Source organism: Kosakonia radicincitans DSM 16656, from assembly GCF_000280495.2.
In the GTDB taxonomy this organism is placed as follows: Bacteria; Pseudomonadota; Gammaproteobacteria; order Enterobacterales; family Enterobacteriaceae; genus Kosakonia; species Kosakonia radicincitans.
This window is the reverse complement of the sequence record NZ_CP018016.1, coordinates 690,621-716,887: the sequence shown is the minus strand read 5'-3', so window position 1 is coordinate 716,887 and position 26,267 is coordinate 690,621. Positions and strand designations below refer to the sequence as shown.

At 56.7% G+C, this 26,267-nt stretch carries 27 protein-coding genes; 11 read left to right on the top strand and 16 right to left on the bottom strand.

The genetic code is table 11. From position 1 onward, the window contains the following. Nucleotides 1-16: 16 nt before the first annotated feature. From Y71_RS03620 to Y71_RS03610, 3 genes are read left to right on the top strand one after another with little or no spacing between them, the layout of a single operon-like run. Nucleotides 17-424 carry a DoxX family protein gene (locus tag Y71_RS03620; protein ID WP_007370109.1) on the top strand — a complete coding sequence of 136 codons (408 nt, stop codon included), beginning with the start codon at nucleotides 17-19 and terminating at the stop codon, nucleotides 422-424. A gap of 10 nt (nucleotides 425-434) precedes the next feature. After that, on the top strand, nucleotides 435-1,391 hold the full coding sequence (locus tag Y71_RS03615) for a glutathione S-transferase family protein (protein WP_007370108.1): 957 nt from the start codon (nucleotides 435-437) through the stop codon (nucleotides 1,389-1,391). Nucleotides 1,392-1,403: 12 nt separating this feature from the next. After that, nucleotides 1,404-2,012, top strand: coding sequence for an alpha/beta hydrolase (locus tag Y71_RS03610; protein ID WP_007370107.1), 609 nt, complete (start codon nucleotides 1,404-1,406; stop codon nucleotides 2,010-2,012). A gap of 35 nt (nucleotides 2,013-2,047) precedes the next feature. Here the strand turns inward: Y71_RS03610 and Y71_RS03605 are convergent, their stop codons facing one another. Further along, entirely contained in the window at nucleotides 2,048-3,415 is a 1,368-nt protein-coding gene (locus tag Y71_RS03605; protein ID WP_007370106.1) for a formimidoylglutamate deiminase, read from the bottom strand. Nucleotides 3,416-3,525: 110 nt separating this feature from the next. On the opposite strand from Y71_RS03605, the gene hutC reads away from it, so the two are divergent. Together hutC and Y71_RS03595 are read left to right on the top strand one after the other, a co-directional pair. Continuing rightward, entirely contained in the window at nucleotides 3,526-4,287 is a 762-nt protein-coding gene (hutC, locus tag Y71_RS03600; RefSeq protein WP_007370105.1) for a histidine utilization transcriptional repressor HutC, read from the top strand. After that, nucleotides 4,284-4,838, top strand: coding sequence for a HutD/Ves family protein (locus Y71_RS03595; protein WP_007370104.1), 555 nt, complete (start codon nucleotides 4,284-4,286; stop codon nucleotides 4,836-4,838). Before hutC ends, Y71_RS03595 begins: the two co-directional genes overlap by 4 nt. Here the strand turns inward: Y71_RS03595 and Y71_RS03590 are convergent. From Y71_RS03590 to Y71_RS03550, 9 genes are all read right to left on the bottom strand, one after another. Beyond that, nucleotides 4,835-5,602, bottom strand: coding sequence for an enoyl-CoA hydratase-related protein (locus Y71_RS03590; protein ID WP_035942036.1), 768 nt, complete (start codon nucleotides 5,600-5,602; stop codon nucleotides 4,835-4,837). The two genes, Y71_RS03595 and Y71_RS03590, sit on opposite strands and share 4 nt — an antisense overlap. Continuing rightward, nucleotides 5,595-6,491: a 3-hydroxyacyl-CoA dehydrogenase family protein gene (locus Y71_RS03585; protein ID WP_007370102.1), complete on the bottom strand. Its 897-nt coding sequence runs from the start codon at nucleotides 6,489-6,491 to the stop codon at nucleotides 5,595-5,597. Before Y71_RS03585 ends, Y71_RS03590 begins: the two co-directional genes overlap by 8 nt. Nucleotides 6,492-6,502: 11 nt before the next feature. Next, a complete protein-coding gene (locus Y71_RS03580; protein ID WP_007370101.1) occupies nucleotides 6,503-7,699 on the bottom strand; it encodes a CaiB/BaiF CoA transferase family protein in 1,197 nt (398 codons plus the stop codon). Next, nucleotides 7,692-9,251: an HAL/PAL/TAL family ammonia-lyase gene (locus tag Y71_RS03575; protein WP_007370100.1), complete on the bottom strand. Its 1,560-nt coding sequence runs from the start codon at nucleotides 9,249-9,251 to the stop codon at nucleotides 7,692-7,694. The genes Y71_RS03580 and Y71_RS03575 overlap by 8 nt, the downstream gene beginning before the upstream one ends. Nucleotides 9,252-9,265: 14 nt before the next feature. Beyond that, entirely contained in the window at nucleotides 9,266-10,147 is an 882-nt protein-coding gene (locus tag Y71_RS03570; RefSeq protein WP_007370099.1) for an ABC transporter substrate-binding protein, read from the bottom strand. Nucleotides 10,148-10,180: 33 nt separating this feature from the next. Continuing rightward, complete coding sequence (locus tag Y71_RS03565; RefSeq protein ID WP_007370098.1) at nucleotides 10,181-10,861, bottom strand: ABC transporter permease; 681 nt, start codon at nucleotides 10,859-10,861, stop codon at nucleotides 10,181-10,183. Between the two features lie 3 nt (nucleotides 10,862-10,864). Next, on the bottom strand, nucleotides 10,865-11,509 hold the full coding sequence (locus Y71_RS03560) for an ABC transporter permease (protein WP_007370097.1): 645 nt from the start codon (nucleotides 11,507-11,509) through the stop codon (nucleotides 10,865-10,867). Next, nucleotides 11,506-12,603, bottom strand: a complete 1,098-nt coding sequence (locus Y71_RS03555; protein WP_007370096.1) for an ABC transporter ATP-binding protein — start codon at nucleotides 12,601-12,603, stop codon at nucleotides 11,506-11,508. Before Y71_RS03555 ends, Y71_RS03560 begins: the two co-directional genes overlap by 4 nt. Nucleotides 12,604-12,729: 126 nt before the next feature. Further along, on the bottom strand, nucleotides 12,730-12,984 hold the full coding sequence (locus tag Y71_RS03550) for a hypothetical protein (RefSeq protein ID WP_007370095.1): 255 nt from the start codon (nucleotides 12,982-12,984) through the stop codon (nucleotides 12,730-12,732). 85 nt (nucleotides 12,985-13,069) lie between these two features. On the opposite strand from Y71_RS03550, the gene hutU reads away from it, so the two are divergent. The 3 genes from hutU to hutG are packed head-to-tail and all read left to right on the top strand — an operon-like array spanning nucleotide 13,070 to nucleotide 16,797. After that, nucleotides 13,070-14,746, top strand: coding sequence for a urocanate hydratase (gene hutU, locus Y71_RS03545; protein WP_007370094.1), 1,677 nt, complete (start codon nucleotides 13,070-13,072; stop codon nucleotides 14,744-14,746). Between the two features lie 49 nt (nucleotides 14,747-14,795). Then, entirely contained in the window at nucleotides 14,796-16,004 is a 1,209-nt protein-coding gene (gene hutI / locus Y71_RS03540) for an imidazolonepropionase (protein ID WP_007370093.1), read from the top strand. Further along, nucleotides 15,997-16,797 (top strand): N-formylglutamate deformylase, encoded by an 801-nt coding sequence (gene hutG, locus Y71_RS03535; protein WP_007370092.1) that lies wholly within the window; start codon nucleotides 15,997-15,999, stop codon nucleotides 16,795-16,797. The genes hutI and hutG overlap by 8 nt, the downstream gene beginning before the upstream one ends. 45 nt (nucleotides 16,798-16,842) lie before the next feature. Here hutG and parE read toward each other — a convergent pair whose 3' ends face one another. Genes parE through nudF form a run of 5 tightly spaced genes read right to left on the bottom strand, consistent with a single transcriptional unit; the run spans nucleotide 16,843 to nucleotide 21,255 of the window. Next, nucleotides 16,843-18,735: a DNA topoisomerase IV subunit B gene (gene parE / locus Y71_RS03530; RefSeq protein ID WP_007370091.1), complete on the bottom strand. Its 1,893-nt coding sequence runs from the start codon at nucleotides 18,733-18,735 to the stop codon at nucleotides 16,843-16,845. A 41-nt stretch (nucleotides 18,736-18,776) separates the two neighbouring features. Continuing rightward, nucleotides 18,777-19,352, bottom strand: a complete 576-nt coding sequence (gene yqiA, locus Y71_RS03525; protein WP_007370090.1) for an esterase YqiA — start codon at nucleotides 19,350-19,352, stop codon at nucleotides 18,777-18,779. After that, a complete protein-coding gene (cpdA, locus tag Y71_RS03520; protein ID WP_007370089.1) occupies nucleotides 19,352-20,179 on the bottom strand; it encodes a 3',5'-cyclic-AMP phosphodiesterase in 828 nt (275 codons plus the stop codon). The genes yqiA and cpdA overlap by 1 nt, the downstream gene beginning before the upstream one ends. A 24-nt stretch (nucleotides 20,180-20,203) precedes the next feature. Next, nucleotides 20,204-20,626: a DUF1249 family protein gene (locus tag Y71_RS03515; protein ID WP_007370088.1), complete on the bottom strand. Its 423-nt coding sequence runs from the start codon at nucleotides 20,624-20,626 to the stop codon at nucleotides 20,204-20,206. Then, nucleotides 20,623-21,255, bottom strand: coding sequence for an ADP-ribose diphosphatase (nudF, locus tag Y71_RS03510; protein ID WP_007370087.1), 633 nt, complete (start codon nucleotides 21,253-21,255; stop codon nucleotides 20,623-20,625). Before nudF ends, Y71_RS03515 begins: the two co-directional genes overlap by 4 nt. A 207-nt stretch (nucleotides 21,256-21,462) precedes the next feature. On the opposite strand from nudF, the gene tolC reads away from it, so the two are divergent. The 3 genes from tolC (at nucleotide 21,463) to Y71_RS03495 (ending at nucleotide 24,893) form a co-directional block, all read left to right on the top strand. Further along, nucleotides 21,463-22,914, top strand: a complete 1,452-nt coding sequence (gene tolC, locus Y71_RS03505) for an outer membrane channel protein TolC (RefSeq protein WP_007370086.1) — start codon at nucleotides 21,463-21,465, stop codon at nucleotides 22,912-22,914. 144 nt (nucleotides 22,915-23,058) lie between these two features. Next, nucleotides 23,059-23,727 (top strand): DUF1190 family protein, encoded by a 669-nt coding sequence (locus Y71_RS03500; protein ID WP_007370085.1) that lies wholly within the window; start codon nucleotides 23,059-23,061, stop codon nucleotides 23,725-23,727. A 5-nt stretch (nucleotides 23,728-23,732) separates the two neighbouring features. Next, nucleotides 23,733-24,893: a glutathionylspermidine synthase family protein gene (locus Y71_RS03495; RefSeq protein ID WP_007370084.1), complete on the top strand. Its 1,161-nt coding sequence runs from the start codon at nucleotides 23,733-23,735 to the stop codon at nucleotides 24,891-24,893. Nucleotides 24,894-24,973: 80 nt separating this feature from the next. On the opposite strand, the gene Y71_RS03490 is transcribed toward Y71_RS03495, so the two are convergent. Beyond that, complete coding sequence (locus Y71_RS03490) at nucleotides 24,974-26,260, bottom strand: TRAP transporter large permease (RefSeq protein ID WP_007370083.1); 1,287 nt, start codon at nucleotides 26,258-26,260, stop codon at nucleotides 24,974-24,976. Between the last annotated feature and the right edge of the window lie 7 nt (nucleotides 26,261-26,267).

The window sequence follows — 26,267 nt, the reverse complement described above, 5'->3', positions numbered from 1 at the left end:
TGAGAGGAACACTACCATGTTTGACCAACGCACTACCCCGTATGCCGCACTGATTATGCGCCTGGCGCTCGGTATTCTGTTTCTGGCGCACTTTAGTCTGAAATTTTTCGCCTTCACCCCAGCGGGCACCGCGAAGTTCTTCGCCTCGCTCGGTCTGCCAGGCTGGCTGGCGTATGTCACCATGGCGGTTGAACTGGTAGGGGCGATTGCCCTGATCCTCGGTGTTTACGCACGTATTGTGGCGATTGTGCTGATCCCGATTCTGCTCGGCGCGATCTTCACCGTTCATGGCCCGGCCGGTTTCTTCTTTACTAACCCGAACGGCGGTTGGGAGTTCCCGGCCTTCTGGATTGTTGGTCTGTTAACACTGGCGCTGACGGGCGACGGCAAATTTGCCCTGAAGCCCACCCCGGTAAAAGGCTAACGGAGGCAGCATGCTGATTGAGGGTAAATGGACGGCCGACTGGCACCCGGTTCAGGCCACCGACGAGAAAGGCGGTTTTGTTCGCCAGACCTCCAGCTTTCGCCACTGGGTGACCCCGGACGGGGCGCCCGGTATCACTGGCGAAGGCGGATTTATCGCCGAACCTGGCCGCTACCATCTGTATGTGGCGCTCATTTGCCCCTGGGCCTCGCGCACGCTGATTGCCCGCAAGCTGAAAGGGCTGGAATCGGTGATCAGCGTGTCAGTGGTTGAACCGTGGCTGCTGGATGAAGGCTGGCACTTTGGCGACTACCCAGGCGCCGACCGTGACACACTGAATCAGGCCGAATGGCTGCACCAGCTCTATACCCGCGCCGACCCGCGCTTTACCGGGCGCGCAACGGTGCCGGTGCTGTGGGATAAGCAAACCCACACCATCGTCAATAACGAGTCGGCCGACATTGTCCGTATGCTGAACAGCGGCTTTGGTTCGCTGGCAAATAACGCGGTCGATCTCTATCCGGCGCACCTGCACGATGAGATCGACCAGTTGAATGCGGAGATCTACCCGAACCTCAATAACGGGGTCTATCGCGCAGGTTTTGCCACCACCCAGGTGAGTTACGAAGAAGCGGTGAACGATGTGTTCAGCCAGCTTGATAAGCTGGAAAACCACCTCGTCCAGCGCACGTTCCTGTGCGGCACGCAGCTTACCGAGGCAGATATTCGCCTGTTCGTCACGCTGGTTCGCTTCGATACGGCTTACCACGGATTGTTTAAATGCAATCTTCGTAAGCTGACGGAGTATCCGCATCTGGATCGCTATCTGCGCGAGATGCTGGCAGTTCCTGGTATTCGCGAGACGGTGAATATTGACCATATCAAGCAGGGTTATTACTCGATTAAAGCCCTCAACCCCAATGGTATTGTTCCACAAGGGCCGGATTTACGCGCTTACGGGCTGTGACAGGAAGCGATAATGAAAAAATTGATTGTGCTGTTGCATGGCGTCGGTAGCCGTGGCTCGGATTTGCAAGGTCTGGGGAAATACTGGTCGCAAACTCTCGACGATGTGATTATCGCCACGCCGGACGGGCCGTCGCCTTTTGATATGGGGCCGGGTTTCCAGTGGTTCAGCGTTAACGGCATCACCGATGAAACGCGCGCCGCACGCATTGCCGAAGCCCGCAGTGCCTTTAACGCCACCATTAATGGCCTGCTGGAGAAACACGATGTGCAGCCCGGGCGAGACAAGCTGGTGCTGAGCGGTTTTTCGCAAGGAGCGATTATGTCGCTGGATGCGTTGGTCAACGCCCGGTGGCCGCTGGCAGCGGTGGTGGCGTTTTCCGGTCGTCTGGCCTCGGCACAGCCATGGCAGCCTGCGCCGCACACGCCGGTGCTGCTGGTGCATGGAGCGAGCGATCCGGTGATTCACTATCAGCAGAGCCAGCACGCTGCCGAACTGCTTGGCGCGGCGGGTGTCGATGTTGATACCTATTTTGAGCCTGGCGTGCCGCACACCATTACGGCGAACGGCGCGATGAAAGCAGCGAACTTCCTGCTGCCGCTGCTTAACCGCGTAGATTAAGAGACAAAAAGGGATGCCGCCCGGCATCCCTTGTCTTACGCCACCAGTTGCTGCATGACTTTGATAAACGCAGCTGTCACCTGTTCTTCCTGCGCGTGACGCCCCGCTTCAATCACCCAGCGTCCTCCGGTCATCACCCTTTTTATCGGGTTCGTCGAACAGGCGAAAATCCAGCGATTCAGACGTTCACGATCGCCTGCGGCAGCAAGGAAAGGATCGCGGCTGTCGAGCAACAGCATATCCGCGCGATGACCGGTCGCCAGTTGACCAATCGCCTGCCCCAGCGCGCGGCGTCCGCCCTGCAATGCGCCCTGATACAGCACATTGCCGATATAAGGTTCATCCGGCAGATGAAGCAAGTTGCGCCGCCGTTTGTTTAACCGCTGCCCGTACTCAAACCAGCGCAAATCCTCGCTGACGCTGACGCTGATATGGCTGTCGGAGCCAATCCCCCAGCGCCCCTGCTGCGCAAGATAGTCCGGCCCCGGGAAAATACCGTCGCCAAGATTGGCTTCAGTGGTCAGGCAGAGGCCCGCCACTGCGCCGGAAGCGGCAATCTGTTGGGTTTCCTGCGGCGTAAGGTGCGTGGCGTGAATCAAACACCACTGCTCATCCACCGGCATATGCTGGTAAAGCCACTCTACCGGACGCAGCCCGGACCAGGCCACGCAGTCATCGACCTCTTTTTGCTGCTCGGCAATATGAATATGCACCGGCTGCGCTTGCAGGCAGGCGTTGAGCACGCGCTGCATCTGCTCCGGCGTAACGGCCCGTAGCGAGTGGAAGCACAGCCCGGTACGCTGCATCGGCTCAGCGGCAAGCTGCGACGTCAGCGCCTCATGTAGCGCGAGATAGCCTTCCGTATCGTGAATAAAGCGGCTCTGCCCGGCGGTCGCTGGCTGCCCGCCAAATCCGGAGAAGCTGTAAAGCACCGGCAGTAACGTCAGGCCAATGCCCGCCGTTTTCGCCGCTTGCGAAATACGCAACGCCAGCTCTGCAGGCTGCGCATAAGGTTTTCCGCCGCGATCGTGGTGCAAATAGTGAAACTCGGCCACCGAGGTATAACCGGCCTTCAGCATTTCGATGTACAGATAGCTGGCGATGGTTTCCAGTTGCTCGGGGGTGATTTTATCCACCAGCCGGTACATCAAATCGCGCCATGTCCAGAAGCTGTCTGCCGGATCGCCCACCACTTCGGTCAGCCCGGCCATTGCGCGCTGAAAGGCGTGCGAATGCAGGTTTGGCATGCCCGGCACCAGGAAACCGTCCAGGCGAATCGTATTGTCGTCTGGCTGACTACCGCTTTCCAGCGCGGTGATGATGCCCTGTGCGGAAACCGTAATGCGGACATTCTCCGCCCAGCCCTGCGGCAACAATGCTTTTGCCGCGAAATATACCGTCATATATCCCCTCACCGCCTGCCGTTATTTAAGATGTATATACATGTTTATATATATACATCCAATTGTGCGTAGAGTAAACTTCAACGGTCATCCGGCCGAGGAAAGGGTTAATGGAGCAAAGCGAAATTTTTAAAGCAGCCGCAAGCGAGACGCATCTCGATCAGCCCGCCCCTTTTTATGAAAGGGTGAAGAGCATGATCAAAACCAATATCCACAGCGGCGCCTGGCCGGTGAACTACCGTGTGCCTTCCGAAAGCGAGCTGGTCAGTCAGTTTGGCTATAGCCGGATGACGATTAACCGCGCGCTGCGTGAACTGACCGCCGAAGGGCTGCTGGTGCGCATGCAGGGCGTGGGCACCTTTGTCGCCGAAGTGCGCGGACAGTCGGCGCTGCTGGAAATTAACAACATTGCCGATGAGATTGCCAGCCGCGGCCATCGCCATCACGCCAGAGTGCTGGAGCTGACCCAACTGCATGCAGATGCCCAGCAAGCGCTGGCTTTTAATCTGCCGAAAGGCAGCCGCCTGTTCCATTCGCTAATTTGCCATTATGAAAACGGCGTTCCGGTGATGCTGGAAGACAGGCTGGTGAATGCGCTGATTGTGCCGGACTATCTGCAACAGGATTTCACCCGTATCACCCCGAATGCCTATCTCTCTTCCATCGCGCCGATTGTCGAGGGCGAGCATATAATCGAAGCCGTGAACGTGCCCCGCAGCGAGTGCGTTTATCTGGAAATTGATGAGCACACCCCCTGCCTGCAAGTGAACCGCCGCACCTGGACCGGTCGTCAGGACAAAAAAATCGTCACCAGCGTGCGCCTGGTCTATCCCGGTTCGCGCTACCGCCTGGAAGGAAGTATGCGCAAATGAAGCGCCTACCTTATAGCGGCTACGCTGAGATGCGCTGGAAAAATGGCCTGGGCGTCACCCGTGAAGTGTGCCGTTTTCCCGCCAGCGAACAGTATGACTGGCGTATATCGGTTGCAACGATCCGCGAAGACGGTGCGTTCTCACGTTTCTCCGGTTACCTGCGAAATATCAGCGTGCTGGAAGGCGAAGGTATGTTTCTGACGGTTGATGGCCAGCGCAGCGCGTTAATTCCACCGTTTCAGGCGACGGATTTCAACGGCGACAGCGAGGTGTTTTGCGAGGTTGTCGGCGGGCCGTTACTCGATTTCAACGTGATTTATCGCCGTGAAACCACTCAGGCAACAGTGCGCTGGCTGCGCGATGGCGCATGGCAACATCAACAGGGAACAATGCTGCTGTTCAATGCCGGGAATTTACTTGATGTTATCGTCGAGGGAGAACGCCATACTCTGCAACATTACGACAGCCTGCTAATTGATAACCCGGCGACGGTTGCCGTCCACGCAGGCAGCGACACGCTTTTCGCCTGCGTGACGCTGACATTCCGTTAACGCCCGCTAAACTGCGGCGTCTGCCTGTTCTGAAACGCCGCCAGCCCGGCGGCACGATCCTCACTATCGGCAATCAACGCCGAGAGCGCCCGCTCATAAGCCACTCCCGCACTTAATGGCATTTCGTAGCTGGCCAGCACCGCTTTTTTGATCATCGCGGCCGCCAGCGGCGCGGCTTTGGCGATTTGTCGCGCGACGCTTAGCGCCTGCGTTTCCAGTTCGTCAGGCTGAACCAACTGGCTAATCAGCCCCGCCTGGCGCGCCTCCTCGCCATTGATGCGTCTGGCACAAAGCAGCATCTCCATCGCCAGTGATTTCCCTACCGCACGCACCAGCCGCTGGGTGCCTCCGGCGCCGGGAATAATGCCGATGTGGCTTTCCGGTAACCCAAACTGTGCCGTGGTGTCGGCAATAATAATGTCGCACAGCAGCGCCAGCTCCAGCCCACCGCCGAGCGCATAACCTGAAACGGCAGCAATCACTGGTTTTTCGATGGCGGCAATGCGATCCCATTTCTCGCTAAAACCGCTGCGCCATAAAGTGATGGCGGAAGCCGACGCCAGCGTGCCGGTATCTGCCCCGGCAGAGAAGGCCTTCGGGCCGCCCAACAGCACAATGGCACGCACCTGCGGATCCTGCTCAAGCTGCTGAAGCGTGGTGACCAGCGCATCCAGCATCTCTGCGGTCAGGGCGTTATATTTCTGCGGGCGGTTCAGCGTCACCACGGCGACGGCATCTTCATGACGGCACACAACATCACTCATCGTCTGTACCCCTTGCCGTCAGGCTGGTGACGATCGCTTCACGGTGACGCATTGCCGCCGCCGCGCTTTGCCCGTCCCAGCAATAAAAGCCTTCCCCGCTTTTCACCCCCAGTTGTTTCGCGGCGACTTTCTCCAGCAGCCAGGGCGGCAGCGTCGTGCTGTTATCCAGCGCGGGCAGCAATATCCCGGCGACTTTCTCAACCGTATCCAGCCCGGCGAAATCCATCAGTTTCATTGGCCCCATCGCCGCCCAGCGCGGTGCCAGCGTACGCTGCACTGCACGGTCAACATCCTCAACCGAGCCAATCCCGGCGCTCACCAGGTAGAGCGCCTCGCGCAGCATGGCGTATTGCAGGCGGTTGATAATAAAGCCCGGAATGTCCTGATTCACGGTGATGGTCTCTTTGCCAAGCTGTGTGCACAAATCGCGAACGCGCTGGCAAACGTCGTCGGCGGTTTTCTCGCCGCGCACAATTTCAATCATCGGCATGGTATCCGCCGGGTTAAACCAGTGCATACCAATCAGCCGCTGCGGGTTACTGAGTACCGATGCCAGCTGCGTGATGGAGACGCTGGAAGTATTGGTCGTCAGCAGGCAGTCTGCGGAAACCTGTGACTCAATAAGGCTGAACAGATGCTGTTTGAGCGCCACCTCTTCCGCCACGTTTTCCGACACCATATCCGCGCCCGCCAGGCAGCTTTCCAGCGACGTGCTGTACTGCACATCGGCCTGGGCGACCCGCGATTCAACGATCGCCTGAGCTTTATCCAGCGTTTCCTGCGAGCGGGAATAGAGGCTGACGCGATAACCCGCGCGGGCCATGACGACAGCAATGCGTGCGCCCATGGTTCCGGCGCCAATCACCGCCACTTTATTAATTTGCGACATGCTGTTTTCCCCTAAATCACACCCTGCGTTTGCAGTTGCGCAAGCGTTGCCTCATCCATACCCAACACTTCACGCAATACTGTAAGCGTATGTTCCCCCAGCACCGGCGGGATCAGCGCCGGTTCGCCCGGCGCACCACTCATTTTCACCGGCTGCGGCACAATGGAGATCGCGCCTGCTCGCGGGTGCTGGATCTGTTTCACCAGCTCACGTTCGTGGGCGTAATCACTGTCGAGGATCTGGTCGAGGCGCAGCACCGGCGAGGCCGGAACGCCAGCGCTATCCAGCAGCGCCTGCGCGTCGCTGACGCTTTTATCTGCCAGCCAGCGTTCAATCTCTTCCCGCAAGGGCTGTTGATGCGCCAGCCGCTGCGGATCGCTGGCAAAGCGAGGATCGTCCACCAGTGCGGGATTTCCCATTGCGCTGGCAAGCTGGCGGAAGAGTTTGTCGTTGGCGACGGCAATAACAATATGTCCATCCTGCGCCCGGTAGCTGTCCATCGGCGCGCTGATCGGGTGCGCATTACCAAGCCGCCCGGCGCTGGGCTGGCCGCCGATCCACTGGGTTAACGACACCATTTGCAGCGTCACCATGGTATCGAGCATCGAAACATCCAGATGCTGGCCCTTGCCGGTAATGCCACGCTGAAGCAGCGCCGCCAGTACCGCCCAACTGCCATATAGCCCGGCGACCACATCACCAATCGCATCGCCAACGCGCGTGGGTTCGCCGTTTGCCCAGCCGGTGACCTGCATAATGCCGCCAATCGCCTGGATGATATGGTCGTAAGCCGCTTTATGCGCCAGCGAGCCTTGCTGACCAAAACCGGAGATGCTGACGTAAACCAGACGCGGATTGATGGCCTGTAGCGTCGCATAATCAATCCCCAGCCGCTGGGTTACACCGGGGCGAAAGTTCTCCACCAGCACGTCCGAACAGGCGACCAGATCTTTGAGGATCGCTAAGCCCTGCGGGCTTTTCAGATCCAGCGTGACGCTTTTTTTGCCGTGGTTGAGCTGCATAAAGTAGCTGCTCTCGCCGTTGATATGCGGCGTAAAAGCGCGGGAATCGTCGCCGCTGCCTGGCATCTCGATCTTGATAACTTCAGCGCCAAGATCGTTAAGCAGCGAGGCGCACCACGGGCCCGCCAACACGCGCGACAGATCGAGTACCCGTACACCACTGAGCGGCTTAATGGCTTCACTCATCAGCTCCCTCCTGAATCAGTAAAGTGAGCTGGCGGCTCAATTCGCCATCAGCAATCAGATCCCGGACGGCGTGCATATCCGTGTACAGCGGCGTGTCGGTTTCACGAAATGCCACTTGCTGGCGCACCTTCGCCAGCGTCAGTTCCGCCCCCACCGAGGCGCGTAGCGGGCGGTGAAATTCAATCGCCTGACAAGCGCACAGCAGTTCAATAGCCACGATATCCACTGCGTTTGCCACCGCCTGCATCGCTTTTCGCGCCGAAGAGACACCCATGCTGATATGGTCTTCCTGCCCGGCACAGGTGGAAACCGTATGTACGCTGGCGGGCGCCGCCAGGCTGCGGTTATCCCCGGCGAGCGCGGCGGCGACATACGGCGGGATCATCATCCCGGAATTAGCCCCGCTTTTGCCGACCAGAAACGCCGGCAACCCGCTGAGATGCACGTTAGTGATACGGTCAGAACGCGCTTGCGACGCGGTACTCAGTTGCGCGATAGCCACCGCCAGCGCATCGAGCGCCAGCGCCAGCGGCGCACCGTGACCGTTGCCACCAGGCAAAATCGCCAGCGCATCGTCTTCGATTAAAAATACCGGGTTGTCAGTCACCGAATTGAGTTCAGTGGTGACGATATGACGGCAGTGCGCCAGTTGATCGCGCACTGCGCCATGGATTTGCGGGATGCAGCGCAAGCTGAGAGCATCCTGCACCCGGTGGTCGCGGTAACGCTGAAGGATCTCGCTGCCGCGCAGTAAGCGGCGCAAAATCTGCGCCGTTTCTTGTTGCCCGTCATGGGGACGCAAAGCGTGCAGACGCGCGTCATAGCCGCGGGTGTTGCCTTTCAGCGCTTCGAGACACATGCCGCCTGCCATATCCGCGACCGGCAGCAACTGCTCGAAATCCCGCACCGCCAGACAGGCCAGTGCGGTAATTTCGTAGGTGCCGCTGATCAGCGCGTGCCCTTCGCGTGGGCCGGGAATGCGTGGCGCAATGCCCGCTTTCGCCAGCGCTTCGGCGGAGGGCAACAACTCACCCTGATACCAGCACTGCCCTTCGCCAAACAGCGATAAGCCGATATGTGCGGTAGCAATCAGATACCCCACGGAACCGCTGGCAGGTGACCACGGCGTCACCTGCCGGTTCAGCATCAGGCACATCCGCTGCGCCAGTTCAGCGCTGACGCCGCTGTAACCCTGCAATAACGATTTCAGCATCACCGCCATCATCGCCCGCACTTCCCGCACCGACAGATCCGGCCCCATCCCGCAGGCGTGGCTGCGCAGCATATTGAGCTGTACGCTGGCAATTTGATCCGCAGAGAGACGCTCAGTCACCAGGTCTCCCACGCCGGTCGTCAGACCATAAATCACCTTCCCTTCAGCAATCGCGTTGTGAATGTAGCCGCTGACCTTATCCATTTGCGCCAGCGCATCATCAGCCAGAACAACCGGCGCGCCATCGGCAATGCGTACCAGTTCATCAATGGTAGTGGCAACAGTGCCTAAGGTGACCGCATCCGCCTGCGGCGTGGAAGAACGGGTTGTCGTCGTCATCTCGCAGCCGTTCCTTACTTGCTCAGTTGGTGTTTAACCAGCCACTGGTGCGCCACATCATCAATGCTGGCGAACTCAGAAAGCTGTTCGTTCATGGAAATCAGATCTTCGGTGGTAAGCTGCGCGGAGATTTTGTTCAGCGTGCTTTCAATGGTCGGGTTCAGCGTGCTGCTGGCGACAATCGGCACGATGTTCTGCGCGGCAAACAGGTGCTTCGGATCTTCCAGCGCGACAAGGTGATCTTTTTTGATCTCCGGCGTTGTGGAAGTCAGGTCAGCGACCTGAATCTGGTTGTTTTTCAGCGCCGTCAGCGTCAGCGGGCCAGCGACATCCAGCACCTTGAAAGTTTTGAAATTCAGGCCGTATACTTCACGCAGGCCGGGAACGCCTTCATGACGGGTTTTCCACTCCGCCGGGCCGCCAAGCACTAATTGCCCGGCGACAGGCTTCAGGTCATCGATGGTTTTCAGTTTGTATTTTTCTGCTGTTTTCTTCGTTACCGCCAGTACATCGCTGTTCTGCGCCGTAGAAGTGTTGAGCATTTTCAGTTTTTCCGGCAGCTTAGCGGCCAGCGCTTTTGCCACATCTTCCGAGCTGTGCGCTTCATTTTTCGCATCCAGATAGCTCAGCAGCGCGCCGCTGTACTCCGGGATCACGGTGATGGAACCGTCCAGCAGCGCCGGGATATAGACTTCACGGCTACCAATATTGAGTTTTTTCTCAACTGGAATATTTTGTGCTTCCAGCGCCCCGGCGTAGATGGTCGCCAGCAGTTGGTTTTCCGGAAAATCCGCCGAACCAATAATCACTTTCTGGCCGGCATCAGCAGCCCAGACAGAAGAAGCGACAGACAGCAGCGCGGCACTGAACAACGTTAAATAGCGTTTCTTAATCATCTTATTAACCTTCTGTAATTAAAGGATTCAACATCACTGGTTTTTGGTTTTCCGGGTGATGCCCGGTGAAACCACGACTTTCCCTGAAAGCGAAAAAAAGAGATCAATGATCAATGCCAGCAGCGCGACGAGGATGGCCCCGGCGGTCATCTGCGCAAAGTCGTTGGCGGCACGCCCGTCGATAATCAATCGTCCCAGGCCCCCGAGTGAAACATATGCCGCGATGGTCGCGGTGGAGACAATTTGCAGTGCGGCGCTGCGGATCCCGGAGAGGATCAGCGGCATTGCGCAGGGCAACTCGACCTGCAACAGCACCTGAAGCGGCGTCAGGCCAATCCCTTTTGCCGCGTCATGCACGCTGGGATCGACAGAACGGATCCCGGCATGTACGCCCAGCGCCACTGGCGGCAGCGCCAGCACCACCAGCACGATAATGCAGGGCAAAACAAAGGCCATATCCGATTCGAAATAACCCGCCAGCAGGATCACCAGCAAAATAATCAGGCCAAAAGAGGGCAGCGAACGCAGGGCGTTGGTGGTGCCAATCAGCAGCGCCTCCCCTTTCCCGGTATGGCCGGTATAGCAGCCGACCGGAAAAGCAATGGCAACGGCAATCGCCAGCGCCGCAGCGCTGTAACCGATATGCTGCAACAGCAGCGGCACAATGCCGTCGTCGCCATACCAGTGGCTGAGATCGAGAAACCATTCACTCATCAGTTATCCCCTTTGTGGTTGCCAGCGGCTTAATGAACGGGTTATCGCCACCACCAGGCAATCCAGAATGAAGGCCAGCGCGATGCACAGCACAATCCCGGCGATAATCGGGGTGAGGAACTGAAGCTGAAAGCCCTGGGTAAACAGCGAACCTAACTGCGGTGCGCCAATCAGCGCAGCCACCGAAACAATGCTGACGTTAGAAACCACCGCCACGCGTAGCCCGGAACCGATCACCGGCACGGCAAGCGGCAGGTCGATCTGCAAAAATTGCTGTAGCGGTTTGTACCCCAGCGCGAAAGCGGACTGGCGGGTATCTTCGGCAACGGAATCCAGCCCGTCGCACACGGTTCTTACCAGTAGCGCGAAGCTGTAAATGGTCAGCGCCACGACCACGTTGATCGGGTCGAGAATCTGCGTATTCAGCAGCGGCGGCAGCAGCACGAACAGCGCCAGCGAAGGAATGGTGTACAGCAAGCCGAACAGGTTCAGCACGATCCCTTTCACTTTCGGCAGGTTATTGACCGCCCAGCCCACCGGGATCGCCAGCAGCAGGCCGATCAGGATCGGCGTAATCGACAAATAGCAGTGCCAGAGCAGCAGGTTGAGGATCCTGTCACTTTGCCCCCACAGCCAGTCAAATCTCATAGCGCCTCCTGCGTCAGCGACTTGCAGGCATCCAGCACATTTTCCAGCGCCAGCGATCCCTGCGGGGCAAGCTGTTCATCAACCACCACAGCGCGATGGCAGGGAGAGCTGAGCGCCGAATCCAGCAACTGGCGCAGCGTGCCGCCCTGCGGAGAAAACGTCGCGCCGAGATTCACGTTCTCCGGCGTAATCACCGCTACCTGCTGATGCGTGTCAAACCAGCCGCAGGCTTTGCCCTGCTGCGTCACCAGCAGCCAGCGCTGCGCGCTGATACCACGCGCCTGCGCAAGGGTTGCGCCCATTTCGATGGCCGGTTCCGCCTGCAACGCCGTCAGCGGTGCGGAGGTGTGAAAACTGAGTTTGCGATAACCGCGGTCGCGGCCAATGAAATCGGCAACAAATTCACTCTGCGGCGCATTCAGCAATTCGCCCGGCGTCGCCAGTTGCGCCAGCTTGCCGCCGGGTTTCAGCACCGCAACGCAATCACCCAGTTTCATCGCTTCATCGATATCGTGGGTGACCATAATGATGGTCTTACTGACCTCTTTCTGAATGCGCAGAAATTCTTCCTGCAATTGTTCACGCACAACGGGATCGACTGCACTGAAGGGTTCGTCCATCAGCATAAATTCCGGGTCGGCCGCCAGCGCGCGTGCCACGCCGACGCGCTGCTGTTGCCCGCCGGAGAGTTGCCACGGGTAGCGTTTCGCCAGTTGCGGCGCCAGGCCGACCACTTCCAGTAATTCCGCCGCTCTGGCCCTGGCTTTGCTTTTCGCCGCGCCATTAAGAATGGCGGTCGTAGCGATGTTATCGATGATGGTTTTATGCGGGAACAACCCGGCATTCTGGATCACGTAACCAATGCGCCGACGCAACTGCACCACATCCATCTGCGCGGTGGATTCGCCATTGAGCAAAATCGTGCCGGAAGAGGGTTCGACCAGCCGGTTGATCATGCGTAATGAGGTGGTTTTGCCGCAGCCCGACGGCCCTACCAGCACGGTAATTTTGCCTCCTGGCGCGACAAAGTTCAGGCCATCGACCACGACGGTACCGTCGTCGTAATGCTTGGTCACATTGTTGAAAGTAATCATCGTTACGCCTTATGGTCATCATTTGCCGTCCCGTTATGACGGCGATGCAAAATGCTTTATGTATATCCTTGTATGTACAACTTGCAAGCCATGTGCCATAACGTAATCGCAACATATATCGATAAATTAAAATGCATCAAAAACAATAAGATAATTATATTTCGTTAATAAAATCAGTCTAACCTGGCGGATTAGTCCTGCTTTATTGCCCTGCTCTCTCGCCATAAAACAGCGCATGAATGCACTTAAAATGATCGTTTTTCTGCCGTTAAGCACAATAATAGTGCAGTAAAGCGCGCTAAAATATCTTCCCCCAACACCACGCAAAAAACAGATAATTACAACTAACTGTTTTATATAGATAATAAATAAATCGATCAAAGTGGCACCATATGTGCTTATCATGTATATACAAGACAACATCAGTAAGCATTTATTCCGCTATCAAACAAAGAAGGTAAACCGCATGAGTAGTGAATTTTCCCGTTATCGTGATGTTGAGATCAGAGCGCCGCGCGGCACGACATTGAATGCGAAAAGCTGGCTGACCGAAGCGCCGCTGCGCATGCTGATGAACAACCTTGATCCCGAAGTCGCGGAAAACCCGAAAGAGCTGGTGGTTTACGGGGGGATTGGACGGGCAGCGCGTAACTGGGAGTGCTTTGACAAAATGGTGGAAGCGCTGAAACAGCTTAACGATGACGAAACGCTGCTGGTGCAGTCCGGCAAACCGGTCGGCGTGTTTAAAACCCACAGCAATGCGCCGCGCGTACTGATAGCCAACTCCAACCTGGTTCCCCACTGGGCTAACTGGGAGCACTTCAACGAACTGGACGCTAAAGGGCTGGCGATGTACGGCCAGATGACCGCTGGCTCCTGGATCTATATCGGTAGCCAGGGGATCGTTCAGGGCACGTATGAGACCTTCGTCGAAGCGGGTCGCCAGCATTATGACGGTTCGCTGGTTGGTCGCTGGGTGCTGACTGCTGGTCTGGGCGGTATGGGCGGCGCACAGCCGTTGGCCGCCACGCTGGCGGGCGCCTGCTCGCTGAACATTGAGTGTCAGCAATCCCGCATCGATTTCCGCCTGCGTACCGGTTATGTGGATGAGCAGGCAACGGATCTGGATGATGCACTGGCGCGTATTGAACGCTACACCCGCGAAGGCAAAGCTATCTCTGTCGCGCTGCACGGCAATGCGGCGGAAGTCTTACCGGAATTGGTTAAACGCGGTGTTCGTCCGGATATCGTGACCGATCAAACCAGCGCCCACGATCCGCTGAACGGCTATCTGCCGATTGGCTGGCAGTGGGAAGAGTATCGCGAACGCGCGAAGGCGGAGCCAGCGGTAGTGATTCAGGCGGCGAAAGCTTCAATGGCGGAGCACGTTAAAGCGATGCTCGCCTTCCAGCAGCAGGGCATCCCAACCTTCGATTACGGCAACAATATTCGCCAGATGGCGAAAGAGATGGGCGTCAGCAACGCCTTCGATTTCCCGGGTTTTGTACCCGCTTATATTCGCCCACTGTTCTGCCGCGGTATCGGGCCGTTCCGCTGGGCCGCGCTCTCCGGCGATCCGGAAGATATCTATCGCACCGATGAAAAGGTGAAAGAGCTGATCGCGGATGATGCGCATCTGCACCGCTGGCTGGATATGGCGAAAGAGCGCATCAGTTTCCAGGGCCTGCCAGCACGTATTTGCTGGGTGGGTCTGGGGCAGCGCGCGCGTCTGGGGCTGGCGTTTAACGAAATGGTGCGTCGCGGTGAAGTCTCGGCGCCGATTGTCATTGGCCGCGATCACCTGGACTCCGGCTCCGTTGCCAGCCCGAACCGCGAAACCGAAGCGATGAAAGATGGTTCCGATGCAGTTTCCGACTGGCCGCTGCTGAACGCATTGCTTAATACTGCCAGCGGCGCAACCTGGGTTTCCCTGCACCACGGCGGCGGCGTCGGCATGGGCTTCTCACAGCATTCGGGGATGGTTATCGTCTGCGATGGCACGGATGAAGCGGCAGAACGTATCGCCCGCGTACTGCATAACGATCCGGCGACGGGCGTGATGCGCCATGCCGATGCAGGCTATGATTCCGCTGTCGCCTGTGCCAAAGAGCACGGCCTCAACCTGCCGATGATTGCAAAGTAAAACCGGCGGCGCGGCGATGGCCGCGCCGAACCATGACGGGAGAACGCGGATGCGCATTTTATGGCGTCACTGCCAGATTGCCACCATGGAAGCGGGCAAATATAACCTGATTCCACACGCGGCGATGATCACCGATGGCCCGCGCATTGTATGGCTGGGCGAAGAGGGAACGCAGCCGGACGATGCGATTGATCGTGAAGTGGATCTGCACGGACGGCTGGTTACGCCAGGGCTAATCGATTGCCATAGCCACAGCGTATTTGGCGGCGATCGCAGCCAGGAGTTTGAGATGCGTCTCAACGGCGCGAGTTACGCGGAGATCGCCGCAGCCGGCGGTGGCATTATCAGTACCGTGAACGCCACCCGCAACGCCAGCCAGCAACAACTGCTGGAAAGCGCCCGCAAGCGCATTCACGCGCTGCGCAAAGATGGCGTTACCACGCTTGAGATCAAATCCGGCTACGGCCTCAGCTTTGCCGATGAAGGCAAAATGTTGCAGGTGATCCGCGCGCTTGGCGCAGAAATGCCACTCACTATCTTTAGCACCTGTCTCGCGGCGCATGCATTGCCGGGCGAGTATCAGGGGCGCGCCGACGACTATATCGACGAGATTTGCCAGCACTGGCTGCCCGCCTGGCACGTACAAGGGCTGGTCGATGCGGTCGATGCTTTTTGTGAACATCTGGCCTTTTCACCGCAGCAAGTGGAACGGGTTTTCCATAAAGCGCAGCAACTTGGCTTACCGGTAAAACTGCATGCCGAACAGCTTTCACTGCTGCATGGCGCTGGTCTGGCCGCCCGCTACAACGCGCTTTCCGCCGATCATCTGGAGTATTTGTGTGAAGAGGATATCGTGCTGATGGCGGAGCATGGCACCACAGCTGTTCTGCTGCCGGGTGCCTTTTACTTTTTACGCGAGAGCCAGCAGCCACCGGTGGCGCTGCTGCGTCAGCACCAGGTGCCGATGGCCATTTCCAGCGATCTGAACCCCGGCACGTCGCCCGTGTTGTCTCTGCGCCTGATGATGAACATGGCCTGCACGTTGTTCCGTCTGACGCCTGAAGAAGCGCTGGCGGGAGTGACCTGTCATGCCGCCCGCGCATTAGGTATCAGCGATCGCTGCGGTACGCTACAGGCAGGTAAAGAGGCCAGCTTTGTCGCGTGGGATGTTGCTCATCCGGCAGAACTCAGCTACTGGCTGGGTGGAACGCTGTCGAAACAGGTTATTTATCAGGGGGAGGAAGTGTGGCATGACTAACGGATTCGAATTACATCAGGGTCGGCTGCCGCTGCTGGTCAGCATGCCCCATCCTGGCACGCACCTGACGCCGGAGATCGCCCGCGGTCTTACTGCGCGGGCGCAGCGCCTGGAGGATACGGACTGGCATATTCCGCTGCTGTATCAGCCGATTCGCGAGCTTGGCGCCAGTGTGTTGAGCGCCAGGTATTCCCGCTATGTCGTGGATTTAAACCGCCCGGCGGATGACAAACCGCTATACAGCACGGCCACCACCGGCCTGTTTCCGGGGACTTTTTTTGACGGCGAGCCGCTGTTCGAAGCGGGCAAAGCGCCGGATGACGCCACGAAAGCCGCCATTTTGCACAACGTATGGCAGCCTTATCACCAGGCGCTGGCGCAGGAACTGGCGCGGTTGCGTGATACCTTTGGCTACGCGTTGCTGTGGGATGCGCACTCCATCAAATCGGTGGTTCCGCGTCTGTTTGAAGGCAAACTGCCGGATCTGAATTTCGGCACTGCCGATGGGGCAAGCTGCGCGCCGGAGCTGAGCCGCGCATTGCTGGACTGCTGCGAGGCGTTTCCGCACTACAGCAAAGTGCTCAACGGCCGCTTTAAAGGCGGGTATATCACCCGCCATTACGGCGCACCGCAACAGAACATTCATGCGGTACAACTGGAAGTGGCGCAGTGCTGCTACATGGATGAGACGAGCTTTGCGTTCTGCGAAGAGAAGAGCGAACGCTTTCGCGAGCTGCTGAGCGCCCTGATAAACACGGCGCTTGCATGGGGCGAACAGAACCTGAGCCGCTAAGTAAAAAGGGATGCGCTAAGCATCCCTTTTTCGTGATGGGTTTTATCAGGCTTCGATATCGGCCATATCGCCTTTTTCTTGCAGCCAGTTGCGGCGATCTTCGGAACGCTTTTTGGCCAGCAGCATATCCATCATGGCGGTGGTTTGCTGCTCATCTTCATCGCTGATGATCAGCTGTACCAGACGGCGGGTGTTCGGATCGAGCGTGGTTTCACGAAGCTGCATCGGGTTCATCTCGCCCAGCCCTTTAAAGCGCTGCACGTTCGGTTTGCCTTTCTTGCGCTTAAGTTGCTCCAGCACGCCGGTTTTCTCTTCTTCCGTCAGCGCGTAATACACCTCTTTGCCGAGGTCGATACGGTACAACGGCGGCAGCGCCACGTAGACGTGACCATGCTTCACCAGCGCGCGGAAGTGACGCACGAACAGCGCGCACAGCAGTGTGGCAATGTGCAGACCATCGGAATCCGCATCGGCGAGGATACAGATCTTGCCGTAGCGTAGCTGGCTGAGATCGTCGCTGTCCGGATCAATGCCGATCGCCACGGAAATGTCGTGCACTTCCTGCGAGGCCAGCACTTCGTCCGAAGAGACTTCCCAGGTGTTCAGGATTTTACCTTTCAGCGGCATGATCGCCTGATATTCACGATCGCGCGCCTGCTTAGCGGAGCCGCCCGCCGAGTCACCCTCCACGAGGAACAGCTCGGTACGGTTCAGATCCTGCGCGGTGCAATCCGCCAGTTTACCCGGCAGCGCCGGACCGCTGGTCAGCTTTTTACGCACCACTTTTTTGGCGGCGCGCATACGACGCTGGGCGCTGGAAATCGCCATTTCGGCCAGCAGTTCAGCAGTCTGAATATTCTGGTTCAGCCACAGGCTGAACGCATCTTTCACCACGCCGGAGACAAACGCGGCGCACTGACGAGAAGAAAGGCGTTCTTTAGTCTGCCCGGCGAACTGTGGATCCTGCATTTTTACCGACAACACGTACGCGCAGCGTTCCCAGATATCTTCCGCCGAAAGCTTCACGCCGCGCGGCAGAATATTGCGGTATTCGCAGAACTCGCGCATGGCATCCAGCAACCCCTGGCGCAGGCCGTTAACGTGCGTCCCACCCTGCAAGGTCGGGATCAGGTTGACGTAGCTTTCCGTCAGCAGCTCACCGCCTTCCGGCAGCCACAGTAGCGCCCAGTCCACCGCTTCGGTTTCAGCAGAGAAATTGCCAATAAACGGTTTCTCCGGCAGCGTCTGCAGGCCGTTGACTGCTTCGCACAGGTAGTCGTTCAGGCCATCCTGATAACACCAGCGCTGCTCGGCGTTGTTCACTTCATCTTTGAAGATAATTTCCACGCCGGGGCAGAGTACCGCTTTTGCTTTCAGCAGATGCGTCAGGCGGGAAACCGAGAAACGCGGGCTATCAAAGAAGGATTCATCCGGCCAGAAATGGACGCTGGTCCCGGTATTGCGTTTGCCGCAGGTACCGATAACCTGCAGATCCTCGACCTTTTCGCCATTTTCAAACGCAATGCTATAAATCTGTCCGTCACGTTTTACCTGTACTTCCACGCGACGCGACAGGGCGTTCACCACGGAAATGCCAACGCCGTGCAAGCCACCGGAGAACTGATAGTTCTTATTTGAGAATTTACCGCCCGCGTGCAGGCGGCAGAGGATCAGCTCAACGGCCGGAACGCCCTCTTCCGGGTGAATGTCCACCGGCATGCCGCGCCCGTCGTCGATAACTTCCAGCGACTGGTCGGCGTGCAGGATCACCTCCACGCGTTTGGCGTGCCCCGCCAGCGCCTCATCGACACTGTTATCAATGACTTCCTGCCCGAGGTGGTTCGGGCGAGTGGTATCGGTGTACATCCCCGGACGGCGGCGAACCGGCTCAAGCCCGGTGAGTACCTCTATGGCATCAGCGTTATAGGATTGCGTCATGGTTTGTTCGTAGATAGTGACCGCATCGTTTCCCTGTTGGCTCAATGCAGCCCAAGGAAATCGATAATCTGTGTGAAATGATTCTCAAAGCCCACAAAGGCATGATTCCCGCCCTCTTCTACAGTCTGGCGACAGGCATCGTAATAGGCCACCGCCTGGCGGTAATCGAGCACTTCGTCCCCGGTCTGTTGCAGCAGCCAGATAAGATCCGGCGCTTCAAGCGGGTCAACTTGCATCACTTTGAGCTCGTAAATATGGCGAGACTCTAGCACATATTGTTCCCCAGTGTAGGGATTCTCGTTATTGCCGAGGTAATCGGCCAGTAACTCAAACGGACGCACAGCCGGGTTGATCACCACCGCTGGCAGCATAAAGCATTGCGAGAGCCAGGTTGCGTAGTAACCGCCCAGCGACGATCCGACGACGCCAAGCTGCCGCCCGCCCTGCTCAAGCACCAGCGACTCCAGCAATTCAGCTGCAGCAGCGGGATAAGGCGGCAATTGCGGCACCAGCACGGCGATGTCGGGATAGTGCTGCGACAGCCATTGCGACAACTGCGTGGCCTTCGCCGAACGCGGCGAACTGTTAAAGCCATGCAGATAGAGAAGAGTGGACATTAGTAGCCTTCTGAAGCCGTATCGGGGCGGAACTGCGTGCTCTCCAGCCGGCAGACTTCGGTATGCAGCGTTCCGTCATCATAGAGCTCCAGCCAGCGCCATCCCGGTGCAATGGTATCGAGCGTAAAGTTAGCGCAGTGCGGTTTGAACTGCACACAGGTTGACGGCGTCGCCAGCAGGCGGCGGCCATTCCAGTCGAGATCCAGCTCCTGGTGAATATGCCCGCACAGCAGGTGGCGCACTTTCGGAAAGCGCTGAAGCACATTATTCAGTTCGCCCGCGTTACGCAGGCTGTGCTGATCGAGCCAGCTACAACCGGATGGCAGCGGATGATGATGAAGCAGCAGCAAAGTGTGCCGCTCCGGGCTGTCGGAGAGTTTATTCTCCAGCCACTCAAGCTGAAATTCGCTCAGTTCGCCATGAGGGACGCCAAACACCTGGCTATCCAGCAGTAGAATTTGCCAATGATCGCCGATAAATACGCGTTTTGCCGGTGATATTCCCGCATCCTGCAACGCGCTGTACATGGCGGGCTGGAAATCGTGATTACCCGGTAACCAGACGCAAGGCGCAGTGAATCTTGCGATGCCTTCAGCAAAATGCTGATAAGCCGCAGCGGAGTGATCCTGTGCCAGGTCGCCGGTGGCGACGATCAGATCGCAAGGGCGCTGCTGGGCCTGGATAGCCTCCAGTACCGCCTGATAACTTTCCCAGGTATTGACCCCTAACAGCGTCTCGTGCTTTTCGGCAAACAGGTGAGAATCAGTAATTTGTAAGACCCTGACTCTGGACTCACCGGCCAGAGAGAGGTTTAACAGGCTTTCCAAATGGTGTCCTTAGGTTTCATGACGCTAACAAACCGGAATCGCCATTGCTCCATGTGCTAAACAGTAACGTAGCCAATCGGCCAGAAACTGATTAATTTGATGCTTTTCGTCGCGTTGATGCAACTTTTTATTAGGATAATCATAACGCGCTTTGAAACGAAAGATCTGCTGACTTGAACACACTTCAGCGACCATCGCGTCGTGGTACAGGCGCACCGTCATGGACGGCAGGCTCCAGTAGCTCACGGCAGGCACCGTCTGTTCAATTTCCACCAGCGTCGTATAACGCGTCGCTTCTACTATCGTTAACCGATATTGTGCGTTAGTCACCTGATAGCTCACCGTTTGGCCCGCTTCATCATTACGCGGCAACAGACGACGCAACTGAGCGAAATTGGTTTCGCACAGGCGCATCATTTCAGGGAAGTCAGGTGTATAGCGCTTCATTTTTTCCACTCGTTTCGTAAGCTCTCATGATGCAGTTGCAGCCATTGCAGGGCGATGACAGATGCTGCGTTATCGATTTTCCCCTCTTCTACCCACTGGTAAGCCTGCTCCCGACTCACCACATGAACCCGAATATCTTCGTTTTCATCCACCAGACCATGAACACCTTCGGCCTGAGTGGCATCCACTTCACCGACAAAGACGGCGGAACGCTCGCTGGTGCCGCCAGGACTTGCCAGATAGCTCAATACTTTTTTTGCGCGCCCGACGGTTAACCCCGCCTCTTCAACAGCTTCGCGGCGCACAACGTCTTCTTCGGTTTCGCCCTCTTCAATCATACCGGCGACCATCTCCAGCAGCCATGGGCTTTCGCTGGTATCGAATGCCGCAATACGGATCTGTTCGATCAGCACAACTTCGTCGCGCACTGGGTCAAAGGGTAGCAAGACTGCGGCGTGACCGCGTTCAAAAATTTCACGACGTACTTCGCCGCTCATCTCACCATTGAATAAACGGTGGCGAAAGCGGTAAAGATCAAGCGAAAAAAAACCGCTATAGAGTGTTTCTCGTGCAATAATTTCTACATCGTTTTTTGTGAAAGTCATTTCGGGTGATATTGGCTTACTCATTGGCGGCATCTCATTCGAAAATAATGACAAAAATCTGGATTTCAGACCCGTTTAATTACTGTTGCAAGCGCTATATGGTACATTGGTGCAAATTTATGCCAATGGCACGGAACGCCAAGCTGAGGCGATGCCCGTTTCTGCTAGAATCGGCGATTATTTTTCCCAATTTAGACCAGCGCTAATACTGCTTCACAACAAGGAATGCAAATGAAGAAATTGCTCTCCCTCCTTATCGGTCTGAGCCTCACCGGTTTCAGCACCATGAGCCAGGCAGAAAACCTGCTTCAGGTATACCAGCAGGCTCGTTTGAGTAACCCGGATCTGCGTAAATCCGCCGCTGATCGCGATGCCGCCTTTGAGAAAATTAATGAAGCGCGCAGCCCTTTATTACCTCAGCTCGGTTTGGGCGCTGATTATACGTATACCAATGGCTTTCGTGATAGTAATGGTGTCGATTCGAATGTAACCAGTGGCTCTTTGCAACTGACGCAAACTATTTTTGATATGTCGAAATGGCGCGCGCTGACGCTGCAAGAAAAAACGGCTGGCATTCAGGATGTCACCTGGCAAACCGATCAGCAAACCCTGATTCTGAACACGGCGACTGCCTATTTTAACGTGCTGAGCGCGATTGATGCGCTCTCCTACACGGAAGCGCAGAAACAGGCGATTTACCGTCAGTTGGATCAAACCACCCAGCGTTTTAACGTTGGCCTGGTCGCCATTACCGACGTACAGAACGCCCGTTCCCAGTATGACAGCGTGCTGGCGAACGAAGTGACCGCCCGCAACAACCTCGACAATGCCCTGGAATCACTGCGTCAGGTTACCGGCAACTACTATCCGGAGCTGGCGTCACTGAATGTCGACGGCTTTAAAACCGACAAACCGAAACCGGTGAACGCTCTGCTGAAGGAAGCGGAAAGCCGTAACCTGACGCTGCTGCAGGCGCGTCTGAGCCAGGATCTGGCGCGTGAGCAAATCCGCCAGGCGCAGGACGGCCATCTGCCAACACTTAATTTAACGGCGTCCACCAGCGTTTCGAATACCAAATACAGCGGTTCCGCGACACGTGGCAACGCAGTTTCCTCCTCCTCCTATGCGGATCGGGACATCGGTCAGAACTCTGTTGGCCTGAGCTTCAGCCTGCCGCTTTATAGCGGTGGTTCGGTAACGTCACAGGTTAAACAGGCGCAGTACAACTTTGTTGGCGCAAGCGAACAGTTGGAAAGCGCGCATCGTAGCGTCGTACAGAACGTGCGCTCCTCTTTCAACAACGTGAACGCGTCTATCAGCAGCATCAACGCCTACAAACAAGCGGTTGTTTCTGCCCAAAGCTCCCTGGATGCGATGGAAGCAGGTTACTCCGTGGGTACGCGTACCATTGTTGATGTGCTGGATGCGACCACCACGCTGTATAACGCCAAACAGCAGCTCTCCAGCGCACGTTATAACTACCTGATCAATGAGCTGAATATCAAATCAGCGCTGGGTACGTTGAACGAGCAGGATTTGCAGGCGCTGAACAACTCGCTGGGTAAAAACGTCTCCACGACGCCGGAAAGCGTCGCACCGGAGAACCCGCAGCAGGATGCAAGCGTTGATAACTTCAACGGCAACGTACAGCCTGCCGCAGCACGCACCAGCGTTAAACGCTAATCAGCACCAATCCGCAACGGGGGCAATCCAGCCCCCGTTTTTACGTAAGGCAACGTAAAGGCCTCCCCTCCTCGCTTTAACTTCAACCACTCATCCTCTATCCTGAGCGTTTTACATATGCCTTTGGGATCCAGGAAGATAACAATGAAACGGACAAAAAACATCCAACACGCGACGTTCCGCAAAAGCTGGAGCGCACGTCATTTAACACCTGTCGCACTGGCGGTGACTGCCGTTTTCATGCTGGCAGGCTGTGAAAAAAGCGACGAAACGGTTTCCCTGTACCAGAATGCGGACGATTGTTCGTCGGCAAACCCGGGGAAAAGCGCTGAGTGTAAAACCGCGTACAACAACGCGCTGAAAGAAGCTGAGCGTACGGCGCCGAAATACGCGACGCGCGAAGACTGCGTGGCAGAATTCGGTGAAGGCCAGTGCCAGCAGACGCCGGTTCAGGCGGGCATGACGCCGGAAAATCAGGCACAGGCACAGTCCGGCGGCAGCTTCTGGATGCCGCTGATGGCGGGCTATATGATGGGCCGCCTGATGGGCGGTGGCGCAGGTTTTGCCCAGCAGCCGCTGTTCAGCTCGCGTAATCCGGCAAGCCCGGCTTACGGCCAGTACACCGATGCATCCGGTAAAGGCTATGGCGCAGCGCAGCCGGGCCGCACCATGACCGTACCGAAAACAGCGATGGCGCCAAAACCGGCGACCACAACCACGGTGACCCGTGGCGGCTTTGGTGAATCTGTTGCGAAGCAGAACACGATGCAGCGCCGCGTAAGCGGTACGCCGACCCGCTCGATGGGCGGTTGATGGTCATGGAAAGAATCGCAATTACCGAACGCCCGGACTGGCGCGAAAAAGCCACCGAATATGGTTTTAATTTTCACACCATGTACGGAGAACCGTACTGGTGTGAAGAAGCGTACTACAAGCTGACGCTTGCTCAGGTTGAGAAGCTGGAAGAGGTTACCGCTGAGCTGCACCAGATGTGTCTGAAAGTGGTGGAAAAAGTGGTTGCCAGCGACGAGCTGATGGCCAAATTCCGCATTCCAAAACACACCTGGGGCTTTGTACGCCAGTCCTGGGCAACGCAGCAACCGTCGCTCTATTCGCGTCTCGATCTCGCCTGGGATGGCGTGGGCGAACCCAAATTGCTGGAGAATAATGCAGATACACCAACGTCTCTGTATGAAGCCGCTTTTTTCCAGTGGATCTGGCTGGAAGACCAGCTTAACGCCGGAAACTTGCCAACGGGCAGCGATCAATTCAACAGCCTGCAAGAGCAGCTCATTGCGCGTTTCGCCGAGCTTCGCGAGCAGCATGGTTTCCAGTTGCTGCACTTCACCTGCTGCCGGGATACCGTTGAAGATCGCGGTACCGTGCAGTATTTGCAGGATTGCGCGGCAGAAGCGGAGCTGGCGTCGGAGTTCCTCTATATCGAGGATATCGGCCTTGGCGAGAAAGGCCAGTTTACCGACCTTCAGGATCAGGTGATTGGCAACCTGTTCAAGCTTTATCCGTGGGAATACATGCTGCGCGAAATGTTCTCCACCAAGCTGGAAGATGCCGGTGTTCGCTGGCTGGAACCCGCCTGGAAGAGCATTATTTCCAATAAAGCGCTGTTGCCGCTGCTGTGGGAGATGTTCCCCAATCATCCCAATCTGCTGCCTGCGTACTTTGCCGAAGACAATTATCCGCAAATGGAAAAGTACGTCGTGAAACCGATTTTCTCCCGTGAAGGCGCAAATGTGTCGATCGTTGAGAACGGAAAAACGGTCGAGGCGGTTGAAGGGCCGTACGGCGAAGAGGGCATGATTGTGCAGCAGTTCCACCCGCTGCCAAAATTCGGCGACAGTTATACGCTGATCGGCAGTTGGCTGATCAACGATCAACCCGCAGGAATCGGCATTCGTGAAGATCGCGCGCTGATCACCCAGGACCTGTCACGTTTCTATCCGCATATCTTTACCGAATAACGTAAAAGAGCATCTACGTGGTGACAATAACAACCCGGCCAAACGCGCCGGGTTTGTTTTTACAGGCCCAGTCGACATCCCTAAAGTACGCCAAACAGTTTCGGCAGAAACAGCGAGATCGCCGGAATATAAGTCACCAGCATCAGCACGAAGAACAGGATCGCATAGAACGGCAGCATCGCTTTCACCACCTGCTCGATCTTCTGTTTACTCACCGCGCTGGCGACAAACAATACCGATCCCACCGGCGGCGTAATCAACCCAATGCCGAGGTTGACCAGCATAATCATGCCGAAGTGCACCGGATCGATCCCCAGCGCATTTGTCACCGGCAGCAACACCGGCGTGAGGATCAGGATCAGCGGTGCCATATCCATCAGCGTGCCAATCAGTAACAGCATGATATTGATGCACATCAGAATAACGTACTTGTTATCTGAGATGCTGGTGAACGCTTCGGTGATGCGGGCAGGAAGCTGCATGTAGGTCATGATCGCGCCGAATGCAGCGGCAAAACCAATCAGGATCATCACAATGCTCACCGTTTTTACGGTGCGATACATCAGCTTCGGTAACTCCGACCATTTGTAATCGCGGTAAATAAACATAGTGACGAAGAAAGCCCACAGGCAGGCAATTGCCGCTGACTCCGTGGCGGTAAAGATCCCCGAGAGAATGCCACCCATGATGATCACTACCGTCATCAGCCCCCATAACGTATCAACAAAAATCTTTAACGCCTGGCGAAACGGTATGCGCTCTCCCTTCGGATAACCGCGTTTGTGGGCAAATGCCACGCACATCACCATCAGAGTAAAACTCAGCAGCAATCCCGGCAGGATCCCGGCGATAAACAGCGCAGCAATCGAGACTGTGCCGCCGGTTGCCAGCGAATAGATTACCGAGTTATGACTGGGCGGCGTCAGGATCGCCTGTACCGAGCCGCTGGCAGTTACGGCCGCAGCAAAATCGCGCGGATACCCTTTTTTGTCCATCTCCGGGATCATCACCGAGCCGATCGAGGCAGTATCTGCAACCGATGATCCGGAAATTGCGCCGAAGAATGTCGATGCAACGATATTCACCAGCGACAGGCCGCCGCGAATAAAACCGACAAATATATAAGCAAAATTCACCAGCCGACGCGCAATACCGCCCTCGGCCATAATCGCTCCGGCGAGAATAAAGAAAGGGATCGCCAGCAGTGAGAATTTATTGACGCCGTTGGTCAGTTGGATCATCACTGCTTCCAGCGGAATATCAATATACCATGCGCCCAGTACCGCGCTGATCCCCACGGCATAAGCGACCGGAACACCCACCGCCAGCATAATGGCTAACGTAAAAACGAGAATAAATGCATCCATAAACGTT